The organism is Pseudomonas sp. MD330_10 (assembly GCF_042610415.1).
Lineage (GTDB): Bacteria > Pseudomonadota > Gammaproteobacteria > Pseudomonadales > Pseudomonadaceae > Aquipseudomonas > Aquipseudomonas rhodesiae.
In genome coordinates, this window is record NZ_JBHGZU010000001.1 from 540,835 (window position 1) to 562,670 (window position 21,836).

Annotated in this window: 20 protein-coding genes; 8 read left to right on the forward strand and 12 right to left on the reverse strand. The window is 62.7% G+C overall.

What is annotated here, in order from left to right:
• Positions 1-4: 4 nt before the first annotated feature.
• From ACFZPT_RS02515 to ACFZPT_RS02530, 4 genes are all read right to left on the reverse strand, one after another.
• A complete protein-coding gene (locus ACFZPT_RS02515; protein ID WP_034139676.1) occupies positions 5-1,144 on the reverse strand; it encodes a homoserine O-acetyltransferase in 1,140 nt (379 codons plus the stop codon).
• 140 nt (positions 1,145-1,284) lie between these two features.
• Positions 1,285-1,872, reverse strand: coding sequence for a YggT family protein (locus tag ACFZPT_RS02520; RefSeq protein WP_034115359.1), 588 nt, complete (start codon positions 1,870-1,872; stop codon positions 1,285-1,287).
• Positions 1,873-1,896: 24 nt separating this feature from the next.
• Positions 1,897-2,715, reverse strand: coding sequence for a pyrroline-5-carboxylate reductase (gene proC / locus ACFZPT_RS02525; RefSeq protein WP_034101272.1), 819 nt, complete (start codon positions 2,713-2,715; stop codon positions 1,897-1,899).
• 33 nt (positions 2,716-2,748) lie between these two features.
• On the reverse strand, positions 2,749-3,435 hold the full coding sequence (locus ACFZPT_RS02530; protein WP_034101271.1) for a YggS family pyridoxal phosphate-dependent enzyme: 687 nt from the start codon (positions 3,433-3,435) through the stop codon (positions 2,749-2,751).
• 57 nt (positions 3,436-3,492) lie between these two features.
• Between ACFZPT_RS02530 and ACFZPT_RS02535 the strand changes: the two genes are divergently transcribed.
• Positions 3,493-4,527, forward strand: a complete 1,035-nt coding sequence (locus ACFZPT_RS02535; RefSeq protein WP_034115358.1) for a type IV pilus twitching motility protein PilT — start codon at positions 3,493-3,495, stop codon at positions 4,525-4,527.
• 81 nt (positions 4,528-4,608) lie between these two features.
• On the opposite strand, the gene ACFZPT_RS02540 is transcribed toward ACFZPT_RS02535, so the two are convergent.
• The gene (locus ACFZPT_RS02540; RefSeq protein ID WP_379554917.1) at positions 4,609-5,247 is read right to left on the reverse strand and encodes a C40 family peptidase; all 639 of its coding nucleotides are present in this window, start codon (positions 5,245-5,247) and stop codon (positions 4,609-4,611) included.
• A 250-nt stretch (positions 5,248-5,497) separates the two neighbouring features.
• Here ACFZPT_RS02540 and ACFZPT_RS02545 point away from each other — a divergent pair, with 250 nt between their 5' ends.
• Entirely contained in the window at positions 5,498-5,926 is a 429-nt protein-coding gene (locus tag ACFZPT_RS02545; protein WP_034115357.1) for a TM2 domain-containing protein, read from the forward strand.
• 60 nt (positions 5,927-5,986) lie between these two features.
• Here the strand turns inward: ACFZPT_RS02545 and ACFZPT_RS02550 are convergent, their stop codons facing one another.
• The 7 genes from ACFZPT_RS02550 to gshB form a co-directional block, all read right to left on the reverse strand.
• The gene (locus ACFZPT_RS02550) at positions 5,987-7,258 is read right to left on the reverse strand and encodes a dihydroorotase (RefSeq protein ID WP_034101266.1); all 1,272 of its coding nucleotides are present in this window, start codon (positions 7,256-7,258) and stop codon (positions 5,987-5,989) included.
• On the reverse strand, positions 7,255-8,259 hold the full coding sequence (locus tag ACFZPT_RS02555) for an aspartate carbamoyltransferase catalytic subunit (RefSeq protein ID WP_034115356.1): 1,005 nt from the start codon (positions 8,257-8,259) through the stop codon (positions 7,255-7,257). The genes ACFZPT_RS02550 and ACFZPT_RS02555 overlap by 4 nt, the downstream gene beginning before the upstream one ends.
• Before the next feature lie 24 nt (positions 8,260-8,283).
• Positions 8,284-8,790, reverse strand: coding sequence for a bifunctional pyr operon transcriptional regulator/uracil phosphoribosyltransferase PyrR (pyrR, locus tag ACFZPT_RS02560; RefSeq protein WP_034115355.1), 507 nt, complete (start codon positions 8,788-8,790; stop codon positions 8,284-8,286).
• A gap of 82 nt (positions 8,791-8,872) precedes the next feature.
• On the reverse strand, positions 8,873-9,310 hold the full coding sequence (gene ruvX, locus ACFZPT_RS02565; protein ID WP_003176676.1) for a Holliday junction resolvase RuvX: 438 nt from the start codon (positions 9,308-9,310) through the stop codon (positions 8,873-8,875).
• The gene (locus ACFZPT_RS02570; RefSeq protein WP_034115354.1) at positions 9,310-9,879 is read right to left on the reverse strand and encodes a YqgE/AlgH family protein; all 570 of its coding nucleotides are present in this window, start codon (positions 9,877-9,879) and stop codon (positions 9,310-9,312) included. The genes ruvX and ACFZPT_RS02570 overlap by 1 nt, the downstream gene beginning before the upstream one ends.
• Positions 9,880-9,932: 53 nt before the next feature.
• Entirely contained in the window at positions 9,933-10,838 is a 906-nt protein-coding gene (locus tag ACFZPT_RS02575; protein ID WP_034115353.1) for an energy transducer TonB, read from the reverse strand.
• Positions 10,839-10,915: 77 nt separating this feature from the next.
• Entirely contained in the window at positions 10,916-11,869 is a 954-nt protein-coding gene (gene gshB / locus ACFZPT_RS02580; RefSeq protein WP_034115352.1) for a glutathione synthase, read from the reverse strand.
• 238 nt (positions 11,870-12,107) lie between these two features.
• Between gshB and pilG the strand changes: the two genes are divergently transcribed.
• The 6 genes from pilG to ACFZPT_RS02610 are packed head-to-tail and all read left to right on the forward strand — an operon-like array spanning position 12,108 to position 21,834.
• Entirely contained in the window at positions 12,108-12,515 is a 408-nt protein-coding gene (gene pilG / locus ACFZPT_RS02585) for a twitching motility response regulator PilG (RefSeq protein WP_034101259.1), read from the forward strand.
• A 47-nt stretch (positions 12,516-12,562) separates the two neighbouring features.
• On the forward strand, positions 12,563-12,928 hold the full coding sequence (gene pilH / locus ACFZPT_RS02590) for a twitching motility response regulator PilH (RefSeq protein WP_034101258.1): 366 nt from the start codon (positions 12,563-12,565) through the stop codon (positions 12,926-12,928).
• A 12-nt stretch (positions 12,929-12,940) separates the two neighbouring features.
• Positions 12,941-13,465 (forward strand): chemotaxis protein CheW, encoded by a 525-nt coding sequence (locus ACFZPT_RS02595; protein ID WP_034101257.1) that lies wholly within the window; start codon positions 12,941-12,943, stop codon positions 13,463-13,465.
• The gene (locus ACFZPT_RS02600; protein WP_034101256.1) at positions 13,462-15,513 is read left to right on the forward strand and encodes a methyl-accepting chemotaxis protein; all 2,052 of its coding nucleotides are present in this window, start codon (positions 13,462-13,464) and stop codon (positions 15,511-15,513) included. Before ACFZPT_RS02595 ends, ACFZPT_RS02600 begins: the two co-directional genes overlap by 4 nt.
• 53 nt (positions 15,514-15,566) lie before the next feature.
• A complete protein-coding gene (locus ACFZPT_RS02605; protein WP_099312897.1) occupies positions 15,567-21,386 on the forward strand; it encodes an Hpt domain-containing protein in 5,820 nt (1,939 codons plus the stop codon).
• Positions 21,379-21,834 (forward strand): chemotaxis protein CheW, encoded by a 456-nt coding sequence (locus tag ACFZPT_RS02610; RefSeq protein WP_034115350.1) that lies wholly within the window; start codon positions 21,379-21,381, stop codon positions 21,832-21,834. The genes ACFZPT_RS02605 and ACFZPT_RS02610 overlap by 8 nt, the downstream gene beginning before the upstream one ends.
• Positions 21,835-21,836: the final 2 nt, after the last annotated feature.

Sequence of the window (21,836 nt, forward strand, 5' to 3'; positions counted from 1 at the left end):
GTTCTCACACAGTTATGCGGTTCATGTAGTTGCTAAAGGCCTGCAGGTAGCGCGGGATCGGGATCAGGAAGGCATCGTGGCCTTGCGGAGCATCGATCTCCAGGTAGCAGACGTCCTTGCGCGCGGCCATCAGGGCGTCCACCAGCTCGCGGGAGCGGGCCGGCGAGAAACGCCAGTCAGTGGTGAACGACATCACACAGAACTTGGCCTTGGCGGCTTCGAAGGTTCTCGCCAGGTCGTCATCAAATTGGGCGGCCGGGTCGAAGTAGTCCAAGGCCTTGGTCATCAACAGGTAGGTGTTGGCGTCGAAACGCCCGGAAAACTCCTCGCCCTGATAACGCAGGTAGCTTTCCACCTGGAACTCGACGCTGTGAAAGTCGTAGTTGAGCTTCTCGCTCTTGAGCCCACGGCCGAATTTCTCGCCCATGGAGTCATCGGACAGGTAAGTGATGTGGCCGACCATGCGCGCCAGCATCAGGCCGCGCTTGGGAATCACGCCGGCTTCCTGGAACGAGCCGCCGTGAAACTCGGGGTCAGTGAGGATGGCTTGGCGCGCCACTTCGTTGAAGGCGATGTTCTGCGCCGACAATTTGGGCGCCGAAGCGATAGCCAGGCAATGGCGCACGCGGTCCGGGTAGGTGATGGTCCATTGCAGCGCCTGCATGCCGCCCAGGCTGCCGCCGATCACCGCGGCCCATTGGCTGATGCCTAGCAGGTCGGCCAGGCGGGCCTGGCTGTGTACCCAGTCTTCCACGGTGAGCACCGGGAAATCGGCGCCAAATGGTTTGCCGGTTTCCGGGTTGAGGCTGCTGGGGCCGGTGGAGCCGTTGCAACCGCCGAGGTTGTTGAGGCTGACCACAAAGAACTTGTTGGTGTCGATGGGCTTGCCGGGGCCGATGCAACTGTCCCACCAGCCGGGCTTGCGCTCGTCGACGCTGTGGAAGCCCGCCGCATGATGATGGCCGGACAAGGCGTGGCAGATCAGCACGGCGTTGCTCGCCGTGGCGTTCAGTTGGCCGTAGGTTTCGTAGATCAGGTCATAGGCTGGCAGCGACCGGCCGCAGGCCAGGGCCAGCGGTTCGCTGAAGTGCGCCACTTGGGGCACCACCAGTCCAACAGAATCGGGGGGGAAGGCAGCTGGCATCGACCCTGCTCTCGTCTAAATGAGGCGTAAGTCTAAAGAGCGGGGACCCCAGCGGCAAGCAAAGGCCTGCATGGATGCAATCCAATGGCGCAGATACAAAAAGTGGGAGGGAGCAAGCTCCCTCCCACCGTTGCGGCGCGTCAGATCAGGCCAAACAGCTCTTTGGGCATGAACGCATAGAACGCCAGGCGCGGAATCACCCAACTCTGTACCAGTTGAATGGCAATAAAGGCGAAGATCGGCGAAATATCCAAGCCGCCCAGGTTAGGGATCAGGCGACGGAACGGCGCCAACACCGGCTCGGTGATCTGGTAGACCAGTTCGGCGCCTGGGCTGCGGCTGCCTGGGGCCACCCAGGACAGGATCACGCTGATGATCATCGACCAGAACAGAATCTTCAGGAACAGCGAGAAGATACCGATCAGCGCCCAAGGCAACAGCAGCACCGTAAAGGCCTGGTAGCCGTTCAGCGTCAGCACCACCACGAACAACAGGATTTGCAGCAGCAGCGCCAGCACCAGCGACGACATGTCCAGCCCGAACAGGCTCGGGATCACCCGACGCAGCGGCTTGAGCAGCGGCTGAGTGGCCTTGACCACGAACTGGCACAGCGGGTTGTAGAAGTTCGCCCGCACCAGTTGCAGGATAAAGCGCAACAACACGATCAGCAGATACAGGCTGCCCAGGGTCTGGATGATGAAGATGAGGGCGTCATTGAGTCCAAGCATCATTAATTCCTTCGTAAGGGACGATTATTTGCCCAGTTGCTCGGCCAGCTCGGCCGAACGGTGTGCCGCGGCACCCAGGGCTTTCTCCACCAAGGCTTCAAAGCCACCGGCCTGGAACGATTCGATGGCGGCCTGGGTGGTGCCACCCGGCGAGGTCACGCGGCGGCGCAACTCTGCGGCGTCCACATCGCTGGACACGGCCATATGCGCGGCGCCCAGGGCCGTCTGCTCGGCCAGTTGCTCGGCGACGTCCTTGGGCAGGCCCAGTTTCACGCCGGCGGCGGTCATGGATTCGATGAGTAGAAAGAAATACGCCGGGCCGCTGCCGGACACGGCGGTGACTGCGTCCAGTTGCTGCTCCTGCTCCAGCCACAGGGCAATGCCCACGGCGGACAGCAATTCCTGCGCCTGGTCGCGCTGTTCGGCGCTCACTTGGGCGGTGGCATACAGCCCACTCACGCCCTGGCGTACCAGCGCCGGGGTGTTGGGCATGCAACGTACGATCGGCTGTGCGCCAAGCCAGGCGTTCATGCTGGCGCAGGTGATGCCGGCGGCGATGGACACCACCAGCTGATGCGGCTGCAGATGGGGGCGCAGGCTTTCACACACCGCTTTCATGGCCTGCGGCTTGACCGCCAGTACGATCACGTCGACGCCACGGATGGCCTCGGCGTTATCGGCGAAGGTTTCGATGCCGTGCTCGGCGCTGACGCGGGCACGGGTGTCGGCGCCCGGATCGCTGGCGCGGATCTGCGCCGGCTCCAGCCCCTTGGCCCGTAGACCGCCGATCAGACTGGCCGCCATGTTACCGGCGCCGATAAAGGCAATACGCGTGTTACTCATGACAGGTCCTTACTCAGAGGGAAGTCAGCCATTTCATGGCTGGCCGTAGTCGCGGGCGCCAAACAGGGCAGTACCGATCCGCACCCAGGTGGCGCCTTGGGCGATGGCCGATTCAAGATCGTGGCTCATGCCCATGGAAAGTGTGTCGAGCGGCAGATTCAGGCTGGCTTGCAGGTCGCGCACCGTGGCGAACGCGGCGTCTTGCGCGGCGCGATCATCGGTCGGCTCCGGAATAGCCATCAGGCCACGCAACGTCAGGCGCGGTAGAGCGCTGATGGCGTTGGCCAGCGCCGGCAAGTCGGCGGGCGTACAGCCGGATTTGCTGGCCTCGCCGCTGACGTTGACCTGAATACAAATGTTCAGGGGCGGCAGCTCGGCTGGGCGTTGTTCGGACAGGCGTTGTGCAATTTTCAGACGGTCCACGGAATGCACCCAAGCGAAGTGCTCGGCGATCGCACGAGTCTTGTTCGATTGAATGGGGCCGATGAAGTGCCAACTCAAGGGCAGGTCGGTCAATTCGACCTGTTTGCTCAACGCCTCTTGCAGGTAATTCTCGCCAAAGTCACGCAGGCCGGCGGCGTAAGCTTCGCGCACGGCTTGAGCGGGTTTGGTCTTGCTCACGGCCAGCAAGTGGACGCTGTCGGGGTCACGTTGCACGGCCTCGGCCGCGGCGCGGATGCGCTGGCTAACCAGGCCAATGTTGTCTGCTATCGTCGACATTCAAGTTGCGCCCGTGGATATGGAGTCCGCGGCATTCTACTGGAAATGGAAAGCCCTATGGATATCACTCAATTGCTGGAGGCCAGCGTGCGCCGTGGCGCCTCCGACCTGCATTTATCGGCCGGCCTGGCGCCGATGCTACGTGTGGATGGAGAGGTTTGGCCGATGGACTGGCCGGCAATCTCTGCGCCCCAAGTGGCCGATCTGCTGAGCCCTTTGCTGAACAACTATCAGCAAAAGGATTTCGAAACATCTCTTGAAACGGATTTTGCGTTCGAATTGCCCGGCGTGGCGCGATTCCGCGTCAATGTGTTCCAACAGGACCGTGGCATGGGGGCCGTGTTTCGCACCATTCCCAACGAGGTGCTGAGTTTGGAGAGACTGGGCCTGGGCGATGTATTCCAACGTATCGCCCAGTTGCCGCGCGGTCTGGTGCTGGTGACCGGGCCTACCGGTTCAGGCAAGTCCACCACCCTGGCGGCGATGATCGACCACCTCAACCAGCACCGTCGCCAGCACATCCTGACCCTGGAAGACCCCATCGAATTTATCCACACGCCAAAAACCGCCCTGATCAATCAACGGCAGGTGCACCGTGATACCCACAGTTTTTCGGTCGCGTTGCGCTCGGCCTTGCGGGAAGACCCGGATGTCATCCTGGTGGGGGAGCTGCGCGACCTGGAAACCATCCGCCTGGCATTGACCGCCGCCGAGACCGGGCACCTGGTGTTCGGCACCTTGCACACCACGTCGGCGGCGAAGACTGTGGATCGGCTGGTGGATGTCTTTCCCGCAGGGGAAAAGGCCATGGTGCGCTCGATGCTGTCGGAGTCGCTGCAAGCGGTGGTATCGCAAGTGTTAGTGAAAAAACTCGGCGGCGGGCGTGTGGCGGCTCATGAAATCATGCTGGGTACGCCAGCCATTCGTAATTTGATCCGCGAGGACAAGGTGGCGCAGATGGTCTCCGCGATGCAGACCGGCGCGGCGTTGGGAATGAAGACACTGGATATGAGTTTGAAGGCGCTGGTTGCCCAGGGCGTGATCAGTCGGGACGAGGCGCGGGAGAAGGCGAGGGCGCCTGGGGATATCTGACGGTTTGTGAGTGACACAAAACAAATGTGGAAAGGGGCGAAAAGCCCCTTTCCACATTTAGTACTGCATTTCAGCTCAGGATCAGCGTTGCACGATCCGCAGGTTGTTGTTCTGCTCTTTCGGCAGAACCCGCTTGGCAATCACGTAGTTCTTGTCCCAGAACGGCTTTTTCAGCGTGTCGATGCTCACCGACTTGCCACGCCGTGGCGCGTGGATGAAACGGTCATTGCCCAGGTAGATGGCAACGTGGTTGACCTGACGGCTCTTCAACTTGAAGAACAGCAGATCGCCCGGTTTCAGGTCTTTGCGGTCGACCTTCAAACCGCGGCCGGCAGCCATGGCGTTGGAGGTGCGTGGCAAATCCACCGCTTTTACATCGTTAAAGGCATATTTCACCAAACCACTGCAGTCGAACCCTTTACTTGGGCTGCTGCCGCCCCAACGATAAGGAGTACCGAGCACATTCACCGCGCGGCTGAGCACGTTGCTGCTCTGCTTGGTGTTGACGGCCATCAGGCCTGGCGTCGTTTTACCGTGGGCCTTGCTCAGTTGAGTCGGACGGCTGACGGTCGGCTTGGCCGCCTTGGCGGTGCTCGGTGTGCTGTGGACTTTAGGGGTGAAACCGTTGACGTTGGGAAGTCGTTGCTCACGATTGGTGGCGTGGGCGGCCAGTGGCATTAATAGGCAAATGGTTAGCCATGTCTTGAAAAATGGTCGCATTAGGCGTGGCTCTTATGGGTTTGCGCGCAACTTTATAACAGCTTTTTGTGTCGTTCTCAGGCCGTTTGTCGACTGAACCTTGGGGTCAAATTCAGGAAAAACGCGACGAATCGCCGCAATTGTCCTACACAGGTCAGGTGGCATAAGGCTTTCAGGGAAGCGAAGATACCATTTGCCGTACGTCGGGCGCCTGTAAAAAAGTCACAAAGAAAGTGAAAAAATTTATCTATCGAGGCAAAAGAGGTACGCGATGAACACCTATCAACAGCTTGGTCCGCAGCAAGATACCCACAGCAAGGTGATTGGTTACCTGCTCTGGATTTTCGGTTTTACCGGTGCCCATCGCTTTTATTACGGCAAGCCCGTGACCGGCACGATCTGGTTTTTCACGTTTGGCTTGCTGGGTATCGGTTGGCTGATCGACCTGTTTCTGATCCCCGCCATGGACCGCGAAGCTGACCTGCGATTTACCGCCGGGCCCATCGAATACAACGTCGCATGGATACTGTTGGCATTTCTTGGCGTATTCGGCGTGCACCGCATGTACCAGGGCAAGTGGATCACCGGTTTGATCTACCTCCTGACCGGTGGTTTGTTCCTGGTGGGGGTGTTGTATGACTTCTGGACGTTGAATACACAGATATCCATCCGCAATGCCGAGCGCAATAACGGGCGCTGATCTCTCAAGCTGAAAAGGCGGGAGGGGCCAAGCTCCCTCCCACCCGTTTTCGCGACGACCTTAGGCTTGGTAGCTGATGCGCCCATCCACCAAGGTGTAGCGCACGCTCGCAGGCAGGCTATGGCCGATGAACGGGCAGTTCTCGCCCTTGGACAGCCACTGCTCGCCCACCACGGTGGAGCGGGCCGGATCAAACAGCACCAGGTCGGCCGCCGCCCCCACCGCCAACTTGCCCGCCGGCAGGCGCAATGCCTCGGCAGGCCCGCTGCTCAAGCGTGCCAGCAGCGTCGGCAAGTCCAGCAAGCCTTCTTCCACCAATGTCATCGCCAGTGGCAACAACAGCTCGACGCTGCTGATGCCGGGCTCGGTCGCGCCGAACGGTGCCAGTTTGGCATCGCGCTCGTGGGGTTGGTGATGGCTGGATATCGCCGAGACCACACCGGACTTCACCGCTGCGCGCAAACCGTCACGGTCGGCCAGGGTGCGCAGGGGCGGTTGTACGTGGTACAGGCTGGAGAAGTCGATCAGCGCCTCATCCGTCAGGATCAACTGATACAACGCCACATCCGCCGTCACCGGCAAACCGCGGGCCTGGGCCTGGGCGATCAGGGCCACGCCCCGGGCGCTGGTCAATTGGCTGAAATGCGCGCGCACGCCGCTTTGTTCCACCAGCAGCAGGTCACGGGCCAGGGCCACGGTCTCGGCGGTTTCGGGGATGCCCGGCAGGCCGAGGAAGCTGGCCACGGCGCCTTCATGGGCCAGGCCGCCTTCGGCCAGGTCGCGGTCCTGGGAGTGGAAGATCACCGTCAGGTCGAAGGTGGCCGCGTATTCCAAAGCGCGGCACAGGGTGCGGGTGCTGCGGAAACTTTCCAGGCCGTTGCCGAACGCCACGCAACCGGCATCGCGCAGGGCAATCAACTCAGCCAGTTGCTCGCCTTCCAAGCCTTTGCTCAGGGCGCCGATGGGGAATACTTTGCAATTGCCGGCTTCGCGGGCGCGGTCCAGGATCAGCTCGGTCACCGCCGAAGTGTCCAGGATCGGCTTGGTGTGCGGCGGGCAGCACAAGCTGGTCACGCCACCGGCGGCGGCGGCGCGGGTTTCGCTGGCGATGCTGCCTTTGCGGCTGTAACCGGGCTCGCGCAGGGCGACGTTCAGGTCCACCAGGCCAGGTGCGGCCACCAGGCCTTTGGCGTCGATAACCTGACCGGCACTGAAACCGCCAGGGGCGGCGCCGATGGCGATGATCTTGCCGGCTTCCACATGAAGATCGGTGATTTGATCCAGGCCGCTGGCCGGATCGATGACTCGGGCGCCGAGAATGCTGAGCTTCACTGGGCGTTCTCCTGCTCGAATTGACGTTGCGCGGTTTGCCCGCTCATGGCCATGGACAGTACCGCCATGCGCACGGCGATGCCGTAGGTGACTTGGTTGAGGATCACCGACTGGTTGCCGTCGGCCACCGCCGACTCAATCTCCACCCCGCGGTTGATTGGCCCCGGGTGCATCACAATGGCATCCGGCTTAGCGCCGGCCAGGCGCGTGGTGGTCAGGCCGAACAGGCGGTAGAACTCGCCTTCGCTCGGCAGCAGGCCGCCGGCCATGCGCTCGCGTTGCAGGCGCAGCATGATGACCACGTCCACATCCTTGAGGCCTGCGGTCATGTCGGTGTAGACCTTCACGCCGTACTGCTCGATACCGATGGGTAGCAGGGTTTTTGGCGCGATTACGCGGATATCCGGGCAACCCAGAGCTTTCAGGGCCAGCATGTTCGAGCGTGCCACCCGCGAGTGCAGGATGTCGCCGACGATGGCCACCGAGAGATTTTCAAAGCTGCCCTTGTGCCGACGGATGGTGAGCATGTCGAGCATGCCCTGGGTCGGGTGGGCGTGACGGCCGTCGCCGCCGTTGATGATCGCCACCTGCGGGCAGACGTGTTCGGCGATGAAGTGCGCGGCACCGGAGTCGCCGTGTCGCACCACGAACATGTCGGCGGCCATGGCTTCCAGGTTGCGCAGGGTGTCGAGCAGGGTTTCGCCCTTGCTCGCCGACGAGGTAGACACGTTCAGCGTGATCACGTCGGCCGATAGCCGCTGGGCCGCCAGTTCAAAGGTGGTGCGGGTGCGCGTGGAGTTCTCGAAGAACACATTGCAGATGGTTTTGCCGCGCAGCAACGGGACTTTCTTCACCGCCCGGCCGCCGACTTCGAGGAACGAATCGGCGGTTTCGAGGATTTCGGTGAGCAGTTCGCGGGGCAAACCATCGAGGGACAAGAAGTGTTGCAACTGGCCCTGAGCATTGAGCTGCAGCGGGCGCTTGGCATCTAGAGGCGTCATCGCGGGGACTCTTTACAAGGCGGTTTAAGGGGCGAGGTCTTGCAGTTCGAGTTCGAGCGGCGTGGGACCGGACAATTTTACCCGCTGATGGGCCGCCAAAGACAGGGTGGCGCCCACCACATCGGGGCTGATCGGCAGCTCGCCGGCATCCAGATCCAGCAGGCACACCAAGGTGATGCTGGCCGGGCGGCCGTAGTCGAACAATTCGTTCATGGCCGCGCGAATGGTGCGGCCGCTCATCAGCACGTCGTCGATCAGCACCAGGTGCTGGCCTTCGATCTCAAAGGGCAGGGCGGAGGGGCGCACTTGCGGGTGCAGGCCGTTCTGACTGAAGTCGTCGCGGTAGAAGGACACATCCAGCGTGCCGAGTGGCGCGTCGCTGCCCAGCGCTTCGAGCAACGCCTGGGCGACCCATACGCCACCGGTGCGGATGCCGATAAAACGCGGTTCGCGGATGCCGCGGTGTTCCAGGTGCGCCTTGAGGCGTATCGCCATCTGGCTGATCAGTTGGGAGGGATTGGGCAGGCTCATGGTGGCTCCTTCTAGGCCTTGCGCGTCGAGGTGGCGGCAGGGTTCGGGCTCAAACGTAAAAAGACGCGGCAAGCCGCGTCAGTCAGGATTCAAATAAAGCAGTGTTTTCATCCAGCCAACCCTGCAACAGCAAGGCGGCGGCGATGGCATCCACGGGATTGTCGCGGTAGCTGCCCTTCTGCCCGCCACGGTCTCTGCGTTCACCTTTGGCTTCGAAGGTGGTCAGGCGTTCGTCGTGGGTATAGAAGGGGATGTTGTAGCGGCCGTTAAGGCGGCGGGCGAATTTCTCCGCACGCAGGCACATATCGCTGGGCGTGCCGTCCATGTTCAAGGGCAGGCCGACCACCACGGCGTCGGGTTTCCATTCCTTGATCAGGGCTTCGACCTGATTCCAGTCCGGGATGCCGTTCTGGGCTTTGAGCGTGCACAGTTCGCGGGCCTGGCCGGTGATGACCTGGCCGACCGCCACGCCGATCTGCTTGGTGCCGTAGTCAAACCCGAGGATCAAGCGCAATGCCATTAGGCGTGCCCCGCCTGGCTGGTCAACAAGTTGAGGTTGACCCCCAGCTTGGCCGCCGCCGCGTCCAGGCGCAGTTCGCTGGCGGTGCCGAACAGAATCTCGGCGTCAAACGGGCAGGTCAGCCAGGCGTTGCTGGCCAGCTCGGCTTCCAGTTGCCCTGCCTCCCAGCCGGCATAGCCGAGGGTGATCACACTGTGCTCGGGCCCCACGCCATCGGCGATGGCGAACAATACGTCCTGGGAAGTGGACAGCGACACACCGTCCAGGTCCACCGTGGCCTGGAACGTCGGCCCGGTGGGGTGTAGCACGAAGCCGCGATCGGTCTGCACCGGGCCGCCAATGTAGATCGGCACGCCCTGGCAACGAGCAGGCGGGTCTACTTCGGGGCGCAATTGCTCAAGGATATCGGCCAGGTTCAGCTCTTGCGGGCGATTGACGACCAACCCCATGGCACCGTTGGCGGTGTGCTCGACGATGTAGGTCAAGGTATGCGCAAAGTTCGGGTCGGCCATATGGGGCATGGCGATCAGGAATTGGTGCTTGAGGTAGGTCGGGCTGACATTTTTCATGCCCGCTAGTGTGGCGGCGCAGGGGCGAACTGACAAGCCGGGTGTGAGCGCGATCAGTTGCTGGAAAGGCGATCGCCCCTGGCGAATTTCCAGGTGCGGATGATTTCCAGGCGGTCCACATCGTTCAAGTCCCCGGTAAAGGGCGCAAACGGTGCAGCCAGACGTACGATGCGTTGGGCGGCCTGGTCCAGCAGCGGCTGGCCGGAGGATTCCAGCACCTGCACCTCATACAGGGTGCCATCGCGGTTGATCGACACCAATAGGCGCAAATTGCCGTAGATCTGCTGGCGGCGGGCCTCTTCCGGGTAATTCAAGTTGCCGATGCGCTCGACCTTCTTGCGCCATTCGTCCTTATACCAGGCACCTTTGTCGCGCATGGTGGAGGCGGCATTCAGGCGGTAGATACGCGGGCGCTTGGCGTACAGCTGTTGTTCGTTGGCCAGTTCGGCTTCCAGGCTGGAGATTTGGTCGGACAACTGTGAGCTGTCGAACGTCGGCGCCGGTTTCACCGGTTCGGGCTGCGGCTCGGTCTTGGTCTTTTCGCGCGTGGTCGGGGCTTTCTGCGGCTTGGGGGCGACGGTGGTCACGGCCGCTTTGGGCGCAGCCTGTTTGACCTCGGGCTTGGGCGCTGGCGGCGGCGTGACTTTATTGACTTTGTTGTCCTGGAAAGGCGCCACTTCAGTGGTCTTGGGGATGGCTTTCTTGTCCAGCGTGCCGCTGCCTTGCTGGTTGTCCTGAGCAAGAAAATCGGCTTTCTCGGGTTTTTTTTCGCTTTTGAAGGTGGAGAGGGTGATTTCCAGGGTCTTGGTGATCTGCTTGGGCTCGACCATGGTGAAACCCACGCCGAGGAGGACGGCCAGGTGAATCAACGCCGCCAGGAACAGCGTGAAACCGAGCCGATCAGCCGGGCGCACGCCACTGTGGGAGAGTTCGGGGGGCAGATCGGACGGGAGTGTCATAACAAGAAAACCAACATCGCGCGTTTCACAGGTCGCGCATGATAACGCAATGTTGGTGTGTATCCGGCTGTTCTATGTCACTTGGCTTGTAGCTTGCGCTCAATGACAGCCATCAACATTTCGCCGATGTTCGTGCCAAATGCGTTGTCGATCTCGCGAATGCACGTCGGGCTGGTCACGTTGATTTCGGTGAGATGCTCGCCGATTACGTCCAGGCCGACAAACAGCAGACCTTTTTCCCTCAGGGTCGGGCCGACCTGGGCGGCGATCCAACGGTCCTTGTCCGACAGCGGCCGCGCCTCACCGCGCCCACCGGCGGCCAGGTTGCCACGGGTCTCGCCGGCGGCAGGAATGCGCGCCAGGCAGTAGTCCACCGGCTCGCCGTCGATCATCAGGATGCGCTTGTCGCCGTCCTTGATCGCCGGCAGGTATGCCTGGCCCATGATCTGCTGGCTACCCAGCACGGTCAGGGTTTCCAGGATCACCGACAGGTTGGGGTCACCGGCGCGGTGCCGGAAGATCGAAGTGCCGCCCATGCCGTCCAGGGGTTTGAGGATTACGTCGCCGTGCTTGGCGGCAAATTCACGCAGCACATCGGCGCGGCGGCTCACCACAGTGGGCGGCGTGCATTGTGGGAACAGGGTAGCGAACAGCTTTTCGTTGCAGTCGCGCAGGCTTTGCGGCTTGTTGACGATCAGCACGCCGTCGCGTTCGGCCTGCTCCAGCAGGTACGTGGAGTAGACGAATTCCATGTCGAACGGCGGGTCCTTGCGCATCAGGATCACGTCCAGGTCGCTCAGGGGGCTGTCGATTTCGTCTTGCAGTTCGAACCACTTTTCAGGGTTGGCGAACACCTGCAACGGGCGCATGCGTGCGCGGGCCTGGCCTTCACCCTGGTACAGGTCGCGCTGCTCCATATAGAACAGGGTCCAGCCGCGGGCCTGGGCGGCCAGGAGCATGGCCAGCGAGCTGTCCTTTTTATAGGAAATGCTGGCGATAGGGTCCATGACAATGCCGACGCGAACGCTCATGGGGGATTTCCTCTAGCAAATGGGGCGCATAAAAGTGGCGTCAGAGTGGCGCTGACGCTGTTGTGGGTCAAGGAAAAACCACCTGGCCAGTGCCTCGATAGATTGCTCCCCGAGACTGTGCTAAAAAGGCTGCCACGGCGCAGCAGCCCTTGAATTCCAAGGCTTGCGGCGTTCATCTTGGGCAATGTCAGGCAGTACACACCGAAAACCGATTCGCTGTGGCGATGGTAGAGCAGATATGGAACAGCATTCCAACGCCTTGAGAGTGATGGTGATCGACGATTCGAAAACGATCCGCCGCACCGCCGAGACGCTGTTGAAGAACGTGGGGTGCGATGTCATTACGGCCATCGACGGTTTCGATGCCCTGGCGCGGATCGTGGATCATCACCCGCACATCATCTTTGTCGACATCATGATGCCGCGCCTGGATGGCTATCAGACCTGCGCGCTGGTGAAGAACAACCCGGCGTTCAAGGCGATCCCGGTGATCATGCTGTCGTCCAAGGACGGCCTGTTCGATAAGGCCAAGGGACGCATCGTGGGGGTCGATCAGTTTTTGACCAAGCCTTTCAGCAAGGAAGAACTGCTGGGTGCAATCAAGGCCTATGTGCCTGGGTTCGCCGCAGTGGAACAAGCACACTGACGCCGCCTCACAAGGGCCGGCGCCGACCAATGTAGCGGGGAAAAACCATGGCACGTGTTCTGATCGTCGACGATTCGCCGACCGAAATGTACAAACTCACCGGCATGCTGGAAAAGCACGGCCACGAAGTGCTCAAGGCCGAAAACGGCGCGGACGGCGTGGCCCTGGCCCGCCAGGAAAAACCCGACGCCGTGCTGATGGACATCGTGATGCCGGGCCTCAATGGCTTCCAGGCCACCCGTCAGCTGTCCAAAGAGCCGGAAACCAACGGCATCCCAATCATCATCATCACCACCAAAGATCAGGAAACCGACAAAATCTGGGGCGCGCGCCAGGGTGCCAAGGATTACCTGACCAAACCGGTGGACGAAGACACCCTGATCGCCACCCTGAACAAGGTGCTGGCCGGCTGACGGCACGCCATCATGACCGAGTCGCAAACCGCCTTCGAGCTGTTGCTGGACATCGACCGCCGCTGCCGCCTGCTGGCCGCCGACCTGCCCTCCCAGGAGGCCGGCTTGCAGCGCTGGAGCGGGATCGGCTTTCGGGTGGGCGCCCATTGGTTCGTGGCGCCAATGGGAGAAGTTGCCGAAGTTTTGCATGAGCCACGTTGCACTTTAATGCCCGGGGTCAAGACCTGGGTACGAGGTGTGGCTAACCTGCGCGGGCGTTTATTGCCGGTGATGGACCTTGGTGGGTTCCTTGGCGAGGCGCTGTCCAGGGCGCGCAAGCAACGGCGGGTGCTGGTGGTGGAATTCAATGACCTGTTTGTTGGGTTGCTGGTGGACGAGGTGGTGGGCATGCAGCATTTCGCACAGGACGCCTTATTGGCCAACGCCGCGCCGGGCGCGCCGTTTATTCAGGGGCATTTCGACGGCGACCCGTCGTGGCAAGTCTTCAGCCCGTTCGCCCTGGCCCAGACGCCAGGTTTCATGGATGTTGCCCCATGACCACCGCGACCACCGTCAAACCCCAGGCCGGCTCGCGTAGCCGCTCGCAGATCATCGTGCTGTTTATCGCGCTGATCGTGTTCATCATGCTGTTGTTCGCCAACTTCGCCTACCTCAATACCCAGTCCACCTACGACAAACAGTACATCGGCCACGCCGGTGAATTGCGCGTGCTGTCCCAACGTATCGCCAAGAACGCCACCGAGGCCGCCGCCGGCAAAGCCGCGGCGTTCAAGCTGCTGGGCGAGGCGCGCAACGACTTTGCCCAGCGCTGGGGCTACCTGAAAAAAGGCGACCCGCAAACCGGCCTGCCCGCCGCCCCCAGCGCCGTGCGCGCCGAAATGCGCGCGGTGCAGACCGATTGGGAAGCCCTGCTGAAGAACACCGACGCGATTCTGGCCAGCGAGCAGACGGTGCTGTCCCTGCATCAAGTGGCCGCGACTCTGGCCGAAACCGTGCCGCAATTGCAGATGGAGTCGGAAAAAGTCGTCGAAATCCTGTTGCAGCGCGGCGCACCCGCCAGCCAGGTGGCCGTGGCCCAGCGCCAATCGTTGCTGGCCGAACGTATCCTGGGCGCGGTCAATACCGTGCTGGCCGGCGACGAAACCGCCGTGCAAGCCGCCGACGCCTTTGGCCGTGACGCCAACCGCTTCGGCCAGGTGCTCAATGGCATGCTCAACGGCAACCCAGGACTGCGCATCACCCAGGTTGAAGACCGCGATGCCCGCGCGCGGCTGGCGGAAATCGCCGAGTTGTTCGAGTTCGTGTCCGGCTCGGTGGATGAAATCCTCGAAACCTCGCCGCAGTTGTTCCAGGTGCGCGCCTCGGCGAGCAATATCTTCAACCTGTCCCAGACCCTGCTCGATGAAGCCTCGCACCTGGCCACCGGTTTCGAGAACCTGGCCAGCGGGCGCAGCTTCGACACTATCGGCGGCTATGTGCTGGGCTTGCTGGCGCTGACCTCGATCATCCTGATCGGCCTGGTGATGGTGCGCGAGACCAATCGCCAACTGCACGAAACCGCCGAGAAGAACGAGCGCAATCAGAACGCGATCATGCGCCTGCTCGATGAAATCGAAGACCTCGCCGACGGCGATCTCACCGTGACGGCGTCGGTCACCGAGGACTTCACCGGCACCATCGCCGATTCCATCAACTATTCCGTGGATCAGTTGCGCGATCTGGTGGCCACCATCAACCTCACCGCCGGCCAAGTGGCCGGCGCGGTGCAGGAAACCCAGGCCACCGCCATGCACCTGGCCCAGGCGTCCGAGCACCAGGCCCAGCAGATCGCCGAGGCGTCCACCGCGATCAATCAGATGGCCCAGTCCATCGATCAGGTGTCGGCCAACGCCGCCGAATCCTCGGCCGTGGCCGAGCGCTCGGTGGAAATCGCCAACAAGGGCAATGAGGTGGTGCACAACACCATCCATGGCATGGACAACATTCGCGAACAGATCCAGGACACCGCCAAACGCATCAAGCGCCTGGGCGAATCGTCCCAGGAGATCGGCGATATCGTCAGCCTGATCGACGATATTGCCGACCAGACCAACATCCTCGCCCTGAATGCGGCGATCCAGGCCAGCATGGCCGGGGATGCCGGGCGTGGTTTCGCGGTGGTGGCCGATGAAGTGCAACGCCTGGCCGAGCGTTCGTCGGCCGCCACTCGGCAGATCGAGACCCTGGTGCGGGCGATCCAGGCCGACACCAACGAAGCCGTGATCTCCATGGAGCAGACCACCACCGAAGTGGTGCGCGGCGCGCGGTTGGCCCAGGACGCCGGGGTGGCGCTGGAGGAAATCGAAGGCGTGTCGAAAACCCTGGCGGCGCTGATCCAGAGCATCTCCAACGCGGCGCAACAGCAAACCTCGTCGGCGGGGCAGATCTCCCTGACCATGAATGTGATCCAGCAGATCACCACGCAGACCTCGTCGGGCTCCACCGCCACTGCCGAGAGCATCGGTAACCTGGCGAAGATGGCCAGCCAGTTACGCCGGTCGGTGTCGGGCTTCACCCTGCCGCCGCCCAAACAGGTCGACAGTTGATAGGTACAGGTTTCAAGAACACCAGCAACTCATGAATTCAAAGCGGAGCAGTTATGGTTGACCGGCACGACTACGTGGCCCTCGAATGGGTCAAGGGCGACATTGCCGAGACCCTGCAACACGCCCGCTCGGCGCTGGACGCTTATGTCGAAACCGCCGACGGCGATGTGATCGACGAATGCCTGGCCGGTATCCATCAGGTGCATGGCGCGCTGCAAATGGTCGAGTTCTACGGCGCGGCGCTGCTGGCCGAGGAGATCGAGGCCCTGGCCCTGGCCCTGCGCGACGGGCAGGTGGGGCAGCGCGATGAGAGCATCGGCCTGCTGCAACAAGCTCTCGGCCAATTGCCGCTGTACCTCGAACGCGTACACAGCGCCCGCCGCGACCTGCCGCTGGTGGTGCTGCCGCTGCTCAACGACCTGCGCAGTGCGCGCGGAGAAAGCCTGCTCTCGGAAACCAGCCTGTTCAGCCCGCAACTGCTGTCGATCGCACCTTTACCCGAAGACGCCCTGGCCCAGCGCGCCGGGCCCGATCTGCCGACCCAATTGCGCCAATGGCACCACCTGCTGCAACAGGCCTTGGTCGGGCTGCTGCGCGAAGATCACGGCCCGAGCAATCTGGAAGACATGGCGCGGGTGTTCGCGCGTCTCGAAGCGCTGTGCCAGGGCGCGCCACTGTTGCCGTTATGGCAAGTGACCTCGGCGCTGGTGGAGGGCATGCTCACTGGCGTGATTGCCAACAGCCCGGCGCTGCGCAGCCTGCTCAAGGCCAGCGACAAGCAACTCAAGCGCCTGCTGGCCCAGGGCATCAACGGCATCAACCAACCGGCACCGGATGAGTTGCTCAAAAGCCTGCTGTTCTATGTCGCCAAGGTCACCCGGCCGACGCCGCGCATGCAGAGCCTGAAAGAACGTTACGGCCTGGACGAAGCCTTGCCCGACAGCGCTGTGGTGGATGCCGAGCGCGCGCGCATGGCCGGGCCCGATCGCAATGCCATGGGGTCGGTACTCGGCGCTTTGTGCGAGGAATTGGTGCGGGTCAAGGAGCGTCTGGACCTGTTCGTGCGCAGCGACCGTCAGCACGCCAGTGACCTTGACGCGCTGCTGGCGCCGTTGCGACAGATCGCCGATACCCTGGCGGTGTTGGGCTTCGGCCAGCCGCGCAAAGTGATTATCGACCAGCTCGCCGTGGTGTTGAGCCTGGCCCAGGGGCATCGTGAACCGGACGATGCGGTGCTGATGGATGTGGCCGGCGCGTTGCTGTATGTCGAAGCCACGTTGGCCGGTATGGCCGGAACCGTTGAGCCGGAAAGCCGCGAAGAAAGCCGCTTGCCCACCACCGACCTGACCCAGATCCACCAGTTGGTGATCCGCGAATCCTGCCAGTGCCTGCGCCAGGCCAAAGAACTGGTGATTGATTGCCTCGAAGCCGACTGGGACCGCCAGCGCCTGGAATCCCTGCCGGAACTGCTGAGCCAGGTGCGCGGCGCGCTGGCCATGATCCCGCTGCCACGGGCGGCCAGCCTGATGCGCGGTTGCAGCGATTACGTGGATGCGCAGTTGATGGTCGACGAACAGCCGCCGAGCGAGACGCAGTTGGCGCACTTCGCCGACGTGATCAGCAGCCTGGAGTACTACCTCGAACGCATGCTCCAAGACCCGGATGCAGCCGGCGAACGGGTGCTGGAACTGGCCACCCAGGGCTTGGCTGCCCTTGGATACCTGCCGGAGGAAAAACCCTGGCGCCAGGCGCTGGTCGCACCGGACGGCGCACTCTCCACCGACACGGCCCCCAACCAATCCCAACTCGACGCATTGGCCAGCCCCACCTCGCGCCTCAACCCTCCCGCGTTGCAGCGCCCCGGCAGCCTGTTGCCGCCGCCCGCCGACGAAGCGCCTATCGACGACGAGCTGCGTGAGGTCTTCCTCGAAGAGACTGAGGAAGTCCTTGAGGTGCTGCACCGCTATTTGCCGAACAGCGCGGATAAAACCGCCCAAGGCGAGATGCGCCGCGCGTTCCACACCCTAAAAGGCAGCGGCCGCATGGTGCGCGCCCTGGTGCTGGCGGAGCTGGCCTGGGCGGTGGAGAACCTGCTCAACCGCGTACTGGAGCGCAGCGTGGCCCTGGGCCCCGAGGTGCAACAGGTGTTGGATGAAACCGTGGCACTGTTGCCGGAATTGATTGCCGATTTTGCCCAGGGCGCCCAACGCCAGCGCGATGAAGTCGACGCCCTGGCCGCCCGCGCCCATGGGTTGGCCAGCGGTGCCGCGGTGGCCTCCGCTGATGCCCATGACCCGATGCTGCTGGAGATTTTCCGCAACGAAGCCCAGAGCCATCTCGACAGCCTCAACCACTTCCTGGAGCAGGCCGCCGAGCATGTGCCGCTGCAAGTCAGCGATGAACTGCAACGCGCCCTGCACACCCTCAAGGGCAGTGCCTACATGGCCGGTGTGTCGCCCATCGCCGAACTGGCGCGGCCGCTCGACCACCTGACCCGCGAGTACAAGGCTCACCGCTTACCGCTGGATCTGGATGAAGTGGAACTGCTGCTGGAAGCCGAGGGCCTGTTCCAGCGAGGGTTGCGTCAGCTGGACAGCAACCCCCTGGCGCCGATCAAAGGCGCGGCGGACCTGATTGCTCGCACCCAACAGTTGCTCGAACGCCAGCTCCAGGCGCTGCTCGATGCGCCCAACACCGGCCTGCGCATCAAGCGCAATCCGCAACTGATCGCTGACTTCCTGGCCCAGGGCATGGATATCCTGCTCGACGCCGAAAACCTGCTGCGTCGCTGGCAGCAACACCCCGGCGAACGCCAGGAACTCACGGCCTTGCTGGATGAGTTGACCACCCTCGGCGAAGGCGCGCAGCACGCCGACCTGCATGCCATCGACGAACTCTGCGAAGCCTTGCTCGACCTGTACGGCGCTGTGGAAGAAAGCAGCCTGGCAGTCAGCGCACGGTTTTTCCAGGAGGCCGAACAGGCCCATGACGCGTTGATCAACATGCTCGACCAGCTCGCCGCCGGCCAGGAAATCAGCCCCGCACCGGCCCGGGTACACGCCTTGCGCGAGCTGCTGGACGAAGCCCTCGATCCGTCCGCCACCGGCCTGATTACCCACCAGGGCGACCGTGCGCCGAGCATCGCCGAACTGGGCGCGGCGACGCGGCAGTTGGATCACGCCACCACTGTGGACGACGAGATCGTCGAGATTTTCCTGGAAGAAGCGGTGGATATCCTCGATAGCGCCGGGCAGTCCCTCAAGCGCTGGTTGCTGGAACCCGAGAGCATGGCGCCGTTGTCGTCGTTGCAGCGTGACCTGCACACCCTCAAGGGCGGCGCACGCATGGCCGAGATAGAGCCGGTGGCTGAGCTGGCCCATGAATTGGAATGCCTTTACGAAGGTCTGGTCGACCGGCGCTATAGCTATTCCAACGAACTCTCGCACATATTGATGGCCAGCCATGAACGGCTCGCGCTGCAACTGGAAGAGCTGCACCAGCACAAGCCCTTGAGCGACAGTACGGAGCTGGTCGCCAAGGTCCGGGCGTTGCGTCATAACGGCACCCCCACGGCCCCGACGCCGGCGGTGGAAGCATCAAGCGCCGACCCGGAACTGCTGGAGATTTTCCTCGAAGAGGCTGCCGACATCCTCGATAGCTCCGGCGCCGCGCTGCTGCGCTGGCAGGCCGAGCCGAGCAGCCGCCAGGAAGTCGAAACCCTGCTGCGCGACCTGCACACCCTCAAGGGCGGCGCGCGCATGGTCGAGATCGGCCCGATTGGCGACTTGGCCCATGAACTGGAGTTTCTCTACGAAGGGTTGTCCGCTGGCCAACTGGTTGCGAGCCCGGAGCTGTTCGCGCTGCTGCAAGGCTGCCACGACCGCCTGGCGCAGATGATCGACGCGGTGGCCGACGGCTTGCCGGTGGGTTCGGTGGACAAACTGATCGAGCGCATCAAGAGCCTGGTGCACCCCAGCAACGAGTCGCCGACACCGGTGGCATTGCCGGCGGGCAAGGCCGAGGCCGCGGTGGACCCGGCCGCCGATACGGTGAAAATCTCGGCGGATCTGCTCGATGATCTGGTCAACCTGGCCGGCGAAACCTCGATCTTCCGCGGGCGCATCGAGCAACAGATCAACGATGCCGGCGTCGCCCTCAACGAGGTGGAAACCACCATCGAGCGCATGCGCGACCAATTGCGCCGCCTGGACACCGAAACCCAGGGCCGCATTCTCAGTCGCCAGCAGGTCGAGGCCGAGCGCCTGGGCTATGAAGACTTCGACCCGCTGGAAATGGACCGCCACTCGCAACTGCAACAGCTGTCCCGCGCGTTGTTCGAGTCGGCCTCGGACTTGCTCGACCTCAAGGAAACCCTGGAGCGGCGCAACCAGGATGCGCACAACCTGTTGCAGCAACAGGCACGCATCAATACCGAGTTGCAGGAAGGCCTGATGCGCACCCGTATGGTGCCGTTCGAACGCATGCTGCCACGGCTCAAACGCATCGTGCGGCAGGTGGCGAGTGAGTTGGGCAAAGATGTCGAGTTCATCGTCGGCAATGCCGAGGGCGAAATGGACCGCAACGTGCTGGAGCGCATGGTTGCGCCGTTGGAGCACATGTTGCGCAATGCCGTCGACCACGGCCTGGAATCTCGGGAGGTGCGCCTGGCTGCCGGTAAACCGCAGAAGGGCCGCATCACCCTGGACCTGACCCACGAAGGCGGCGATATCATTTTCGACATGCGCGACGACGGCGCCGGCGTGCCGCTGGACGCGGTGCGGCGCAAGGCGATCAAGCGCGGCCTGCTGGGCCCTCAGCAAGAGATCAGCGACCGCGATGTGTTGCAGTTCATCCTGCAACCGGGCTTTTCCACTGCGGAAAAAATCACCCAGATTTCCGGGCGCGGCGTGGGCATGGACGTGGTGCATGAAGAAGTGCGCCAGCTCGGCGGCTCGATGGTGATCGACTCGACGCCAGGGCAGGGCGTGCATTTCCGCATCCGCCTGCCGTTCACGGTGTCGGTCAATCGTGCCTTGATGGTGCAGTGCGCGGACGAGCAATACGCGATCCCGCTCAACACCATAGAGGGCCTGGTGCGTGTGCTGCCCCATGAGCTGGCGGGCCACTATCAGCAGGACCCGCCGTTCTACGAATATGCCGGCCAGCGCTATGAGCTGTTCTACTTGGGCGACCTGCTGCACACCGTCGCGCGGCCGAAACTGCTGGGCCAGTACCAGCCGGTGCCGGTGTTGCTGGTGCAGTGCAACGAGCGGCATGTGGCGGTGCATGTGGACGCCATGGCCGGAACGCGCGAGATTGTAGTCAAGGGCCTGGGCCCGCAATTTGCCGGGGTAAAAGGCGTGTCGGGGGCGACCATTCTGGGGGACGGTCGCGTGGTGCTGATCATCGACTTGCTGGCGCATATCCGCGCCCGGCCACCGGTGTTGCCGGCCCAGGCGAGCGATGCGCCGCTGATCCTCAACGACCCGTTGAAAAAACGCCCGCTGCTGGTGCTGGTGGTCGACGATTCGGTGACGGTGCGCAAAGTCACCAGCCGCCTGCTGGAACGCAACGGCATGAACGTGCTCACCGCCAAGGACGGCATCGACGCCCTGGCCGTGCTTGAAGAACACACCCCGGACCTGATGCTGCTGGACATCGAAATGCCCCGCATGGACGGCTTCGAAGTGGCGATCCAAGTGCGCAACGACCCACGGCTGATGCGCCTGCCGATCATCATGATCACCTCGCGCACCGGCCAGAAACACCGCGACCGCGCTATGGCCATCGGCGTCAACGACTACCTGGGCAAGCCGTACCAGGAGTCGGTGCTGTTGGAGAGCATCGCCTACTGGAGCAAGTCCCATGCTTGACCACCGCGCCAGCCAAGTCACCGGCTTGCTGCTGCCCCTGGCCGACCGGCATTTGATCCTGCCCAACGTCGCCATCGCCGAACTGATCGACTTCCAACGCGGCGAACCAGCCAGCGACGCCCCGCCCTGGTACTTGCGGCAAGTCACCTGGCGTGAGCGGCAAATCCCCCTGATCAGCTTTGAAGCTGCTTGCGGCGAAGCCCTTGTCGTCGGCGAACGCTCACGCATCGTGGTGCTGAATGCCCTGGGCGGGCGGCCAACCTTGAAGTTCATCGCCCTGGTGATCCAAGGCATCCCACGCTCGTACAAGCTCGACAGCGAGTTGAGCTACGTGGACGTGCCGCTCAGCCCGCTGGAGCTGGCAGCGGTGCAGGTGGGCGAACATGTGGCGAAGGTGCCGGATTTAATGGGGCTGGAAGCCTTGCTGGTCGAGTCAGGCCTGGCCTGAGC

Bases quoted from the DNA above. Each gene is read 5' to 3' on its own strand.
- ACFZPT_RS02515 (WP_034139676.1), bottom strand. From the start codon at position 1,144: ATGCCAGCTGCCTTCCCCCCCGATTCTGTTGGACTGGTGGTGCCCCAA.
- ACFZPT_RS02520 (WP_034115359.1), bottom strand. From the start codon at position 1,872: ATGCTTGGACTCAATGACGCCCTCATCTTCATCATCCAGACCCTGGGC.
- proC (WP_034101272.1), bottom strand. From the start codon at position 2,715: ATGAGTAACACGCGTATTGCCTTTATCGGCGCCGGTAACATGGCGGCC.
- ACFZPT_RS02530 (WP_034101271.1), bottom strand. From the start codon at position 3,435: ATGTCGACGATAGCAGACAACATTGGCCTGGTTAGCCAGCGCATCCGC.
- ACFZPT_RS02535 (WP_034115358.1), top strand. From the start codon at position 3,493: ATGGATATCACTCAATTGCTGGAGGCCAGCGTGCGCCGTGGCGCCTCC.
- ACFZPT_RS02540 (WP_379554917.1), bottom strand. From the start codon at position 5,247: ATGCGACCATTTTTCAAGACATGGCTAACCATTTGCCTATTAATGCCA.
- ACFZPT_RS02545 (WP_034115357.1), top strand. From the start codon at position 5,498: ATGAACACCTATCAACAGCTTGGTCCGCAGCAAGATACCCACAGCAAG.
- ACFZPT_RS02555 (WP_034115356.1), bottom strand. From the start codon at position 8,259: ATGACGCCTCTAGATGCCAAGCGCCCGCTGCAGCTCAATGCTCAGGGC.
- pyrR (WP_034115355.1), bottom strand. From the start codon at position 8,790: ATGAGCCTGCCCAATCCCTCCCAACTGATCAGCCAGATGGCGATACGC.
- ruvX (WP_003176676.1), bottom strand. From the start codon at position 9,310: ATGGCATTGCGCTTGATCCTCGGGTTTGACTACGGCACCAAGCAGATC.
- ACFZPT_RS02570 (WP_034115354.1), bottom strand. From the start codon at position 9,879: ATGAAAAATGTCAGCCCGACCTACCTCAAGCACCAATTCCTGATCGCC.
- ACFZPT_RS02575 (WP_034115353.1), bottom strand. From the start codon at position 10,838: ATGACACTCCCGTCCGATCTGCCCCCCGAACTCTCCCACAGTGGCGTG.
- gshB (WP_034115352.1), bottom strand. From the start codon at position 11,869: ATGAGCGTTCGCGTCGGCATTGTCATGGACCCTATCGCCAGCATTTCC.
- pilG (WP_034101259.1), top strand. From the start codon at position 12,108: ATGGAACAGCATTCCAACGCCTTGAGAGTGATGGTGATCGACGATTCG.
- pilH (WP_034101258.1), top strand. From the start codon at position 12,563: ATGGCACGTGTTCTGATCGTCGACGATTCGCCGACCGAAATGTACAAA.
- ACFZPT_RS02595 (WP_034101257.1), top strand. From the start codon at position 12,941: ATGACCGAGTCGCAAACCGCCTTCGAGCTGTTGCTGGACATCGACCGC.
- ACFZPT_RS02600 (WP_034101256.1), top strand. From the start codon at position 13,462: ATGACCACCGCGACCACCGTCAAACCCCAGGCCGGCTCGCGTAGCCGC.
- ACFZPT_RS02605 (WP_099312897.1), top strand. From the start codon at position 15,567: ATGGTTGACCGGCACGACTACGTGGCCCTCGAATGGGTCAAGGGCGAC.
- ACFZPT_RS02610 (WP_034115350.1), top strand. From the start codon at position 21,379: ATGCTTGACCACCGCGCCAGCCAAGTCACCGGCTTGCTGCTGCCCCTG.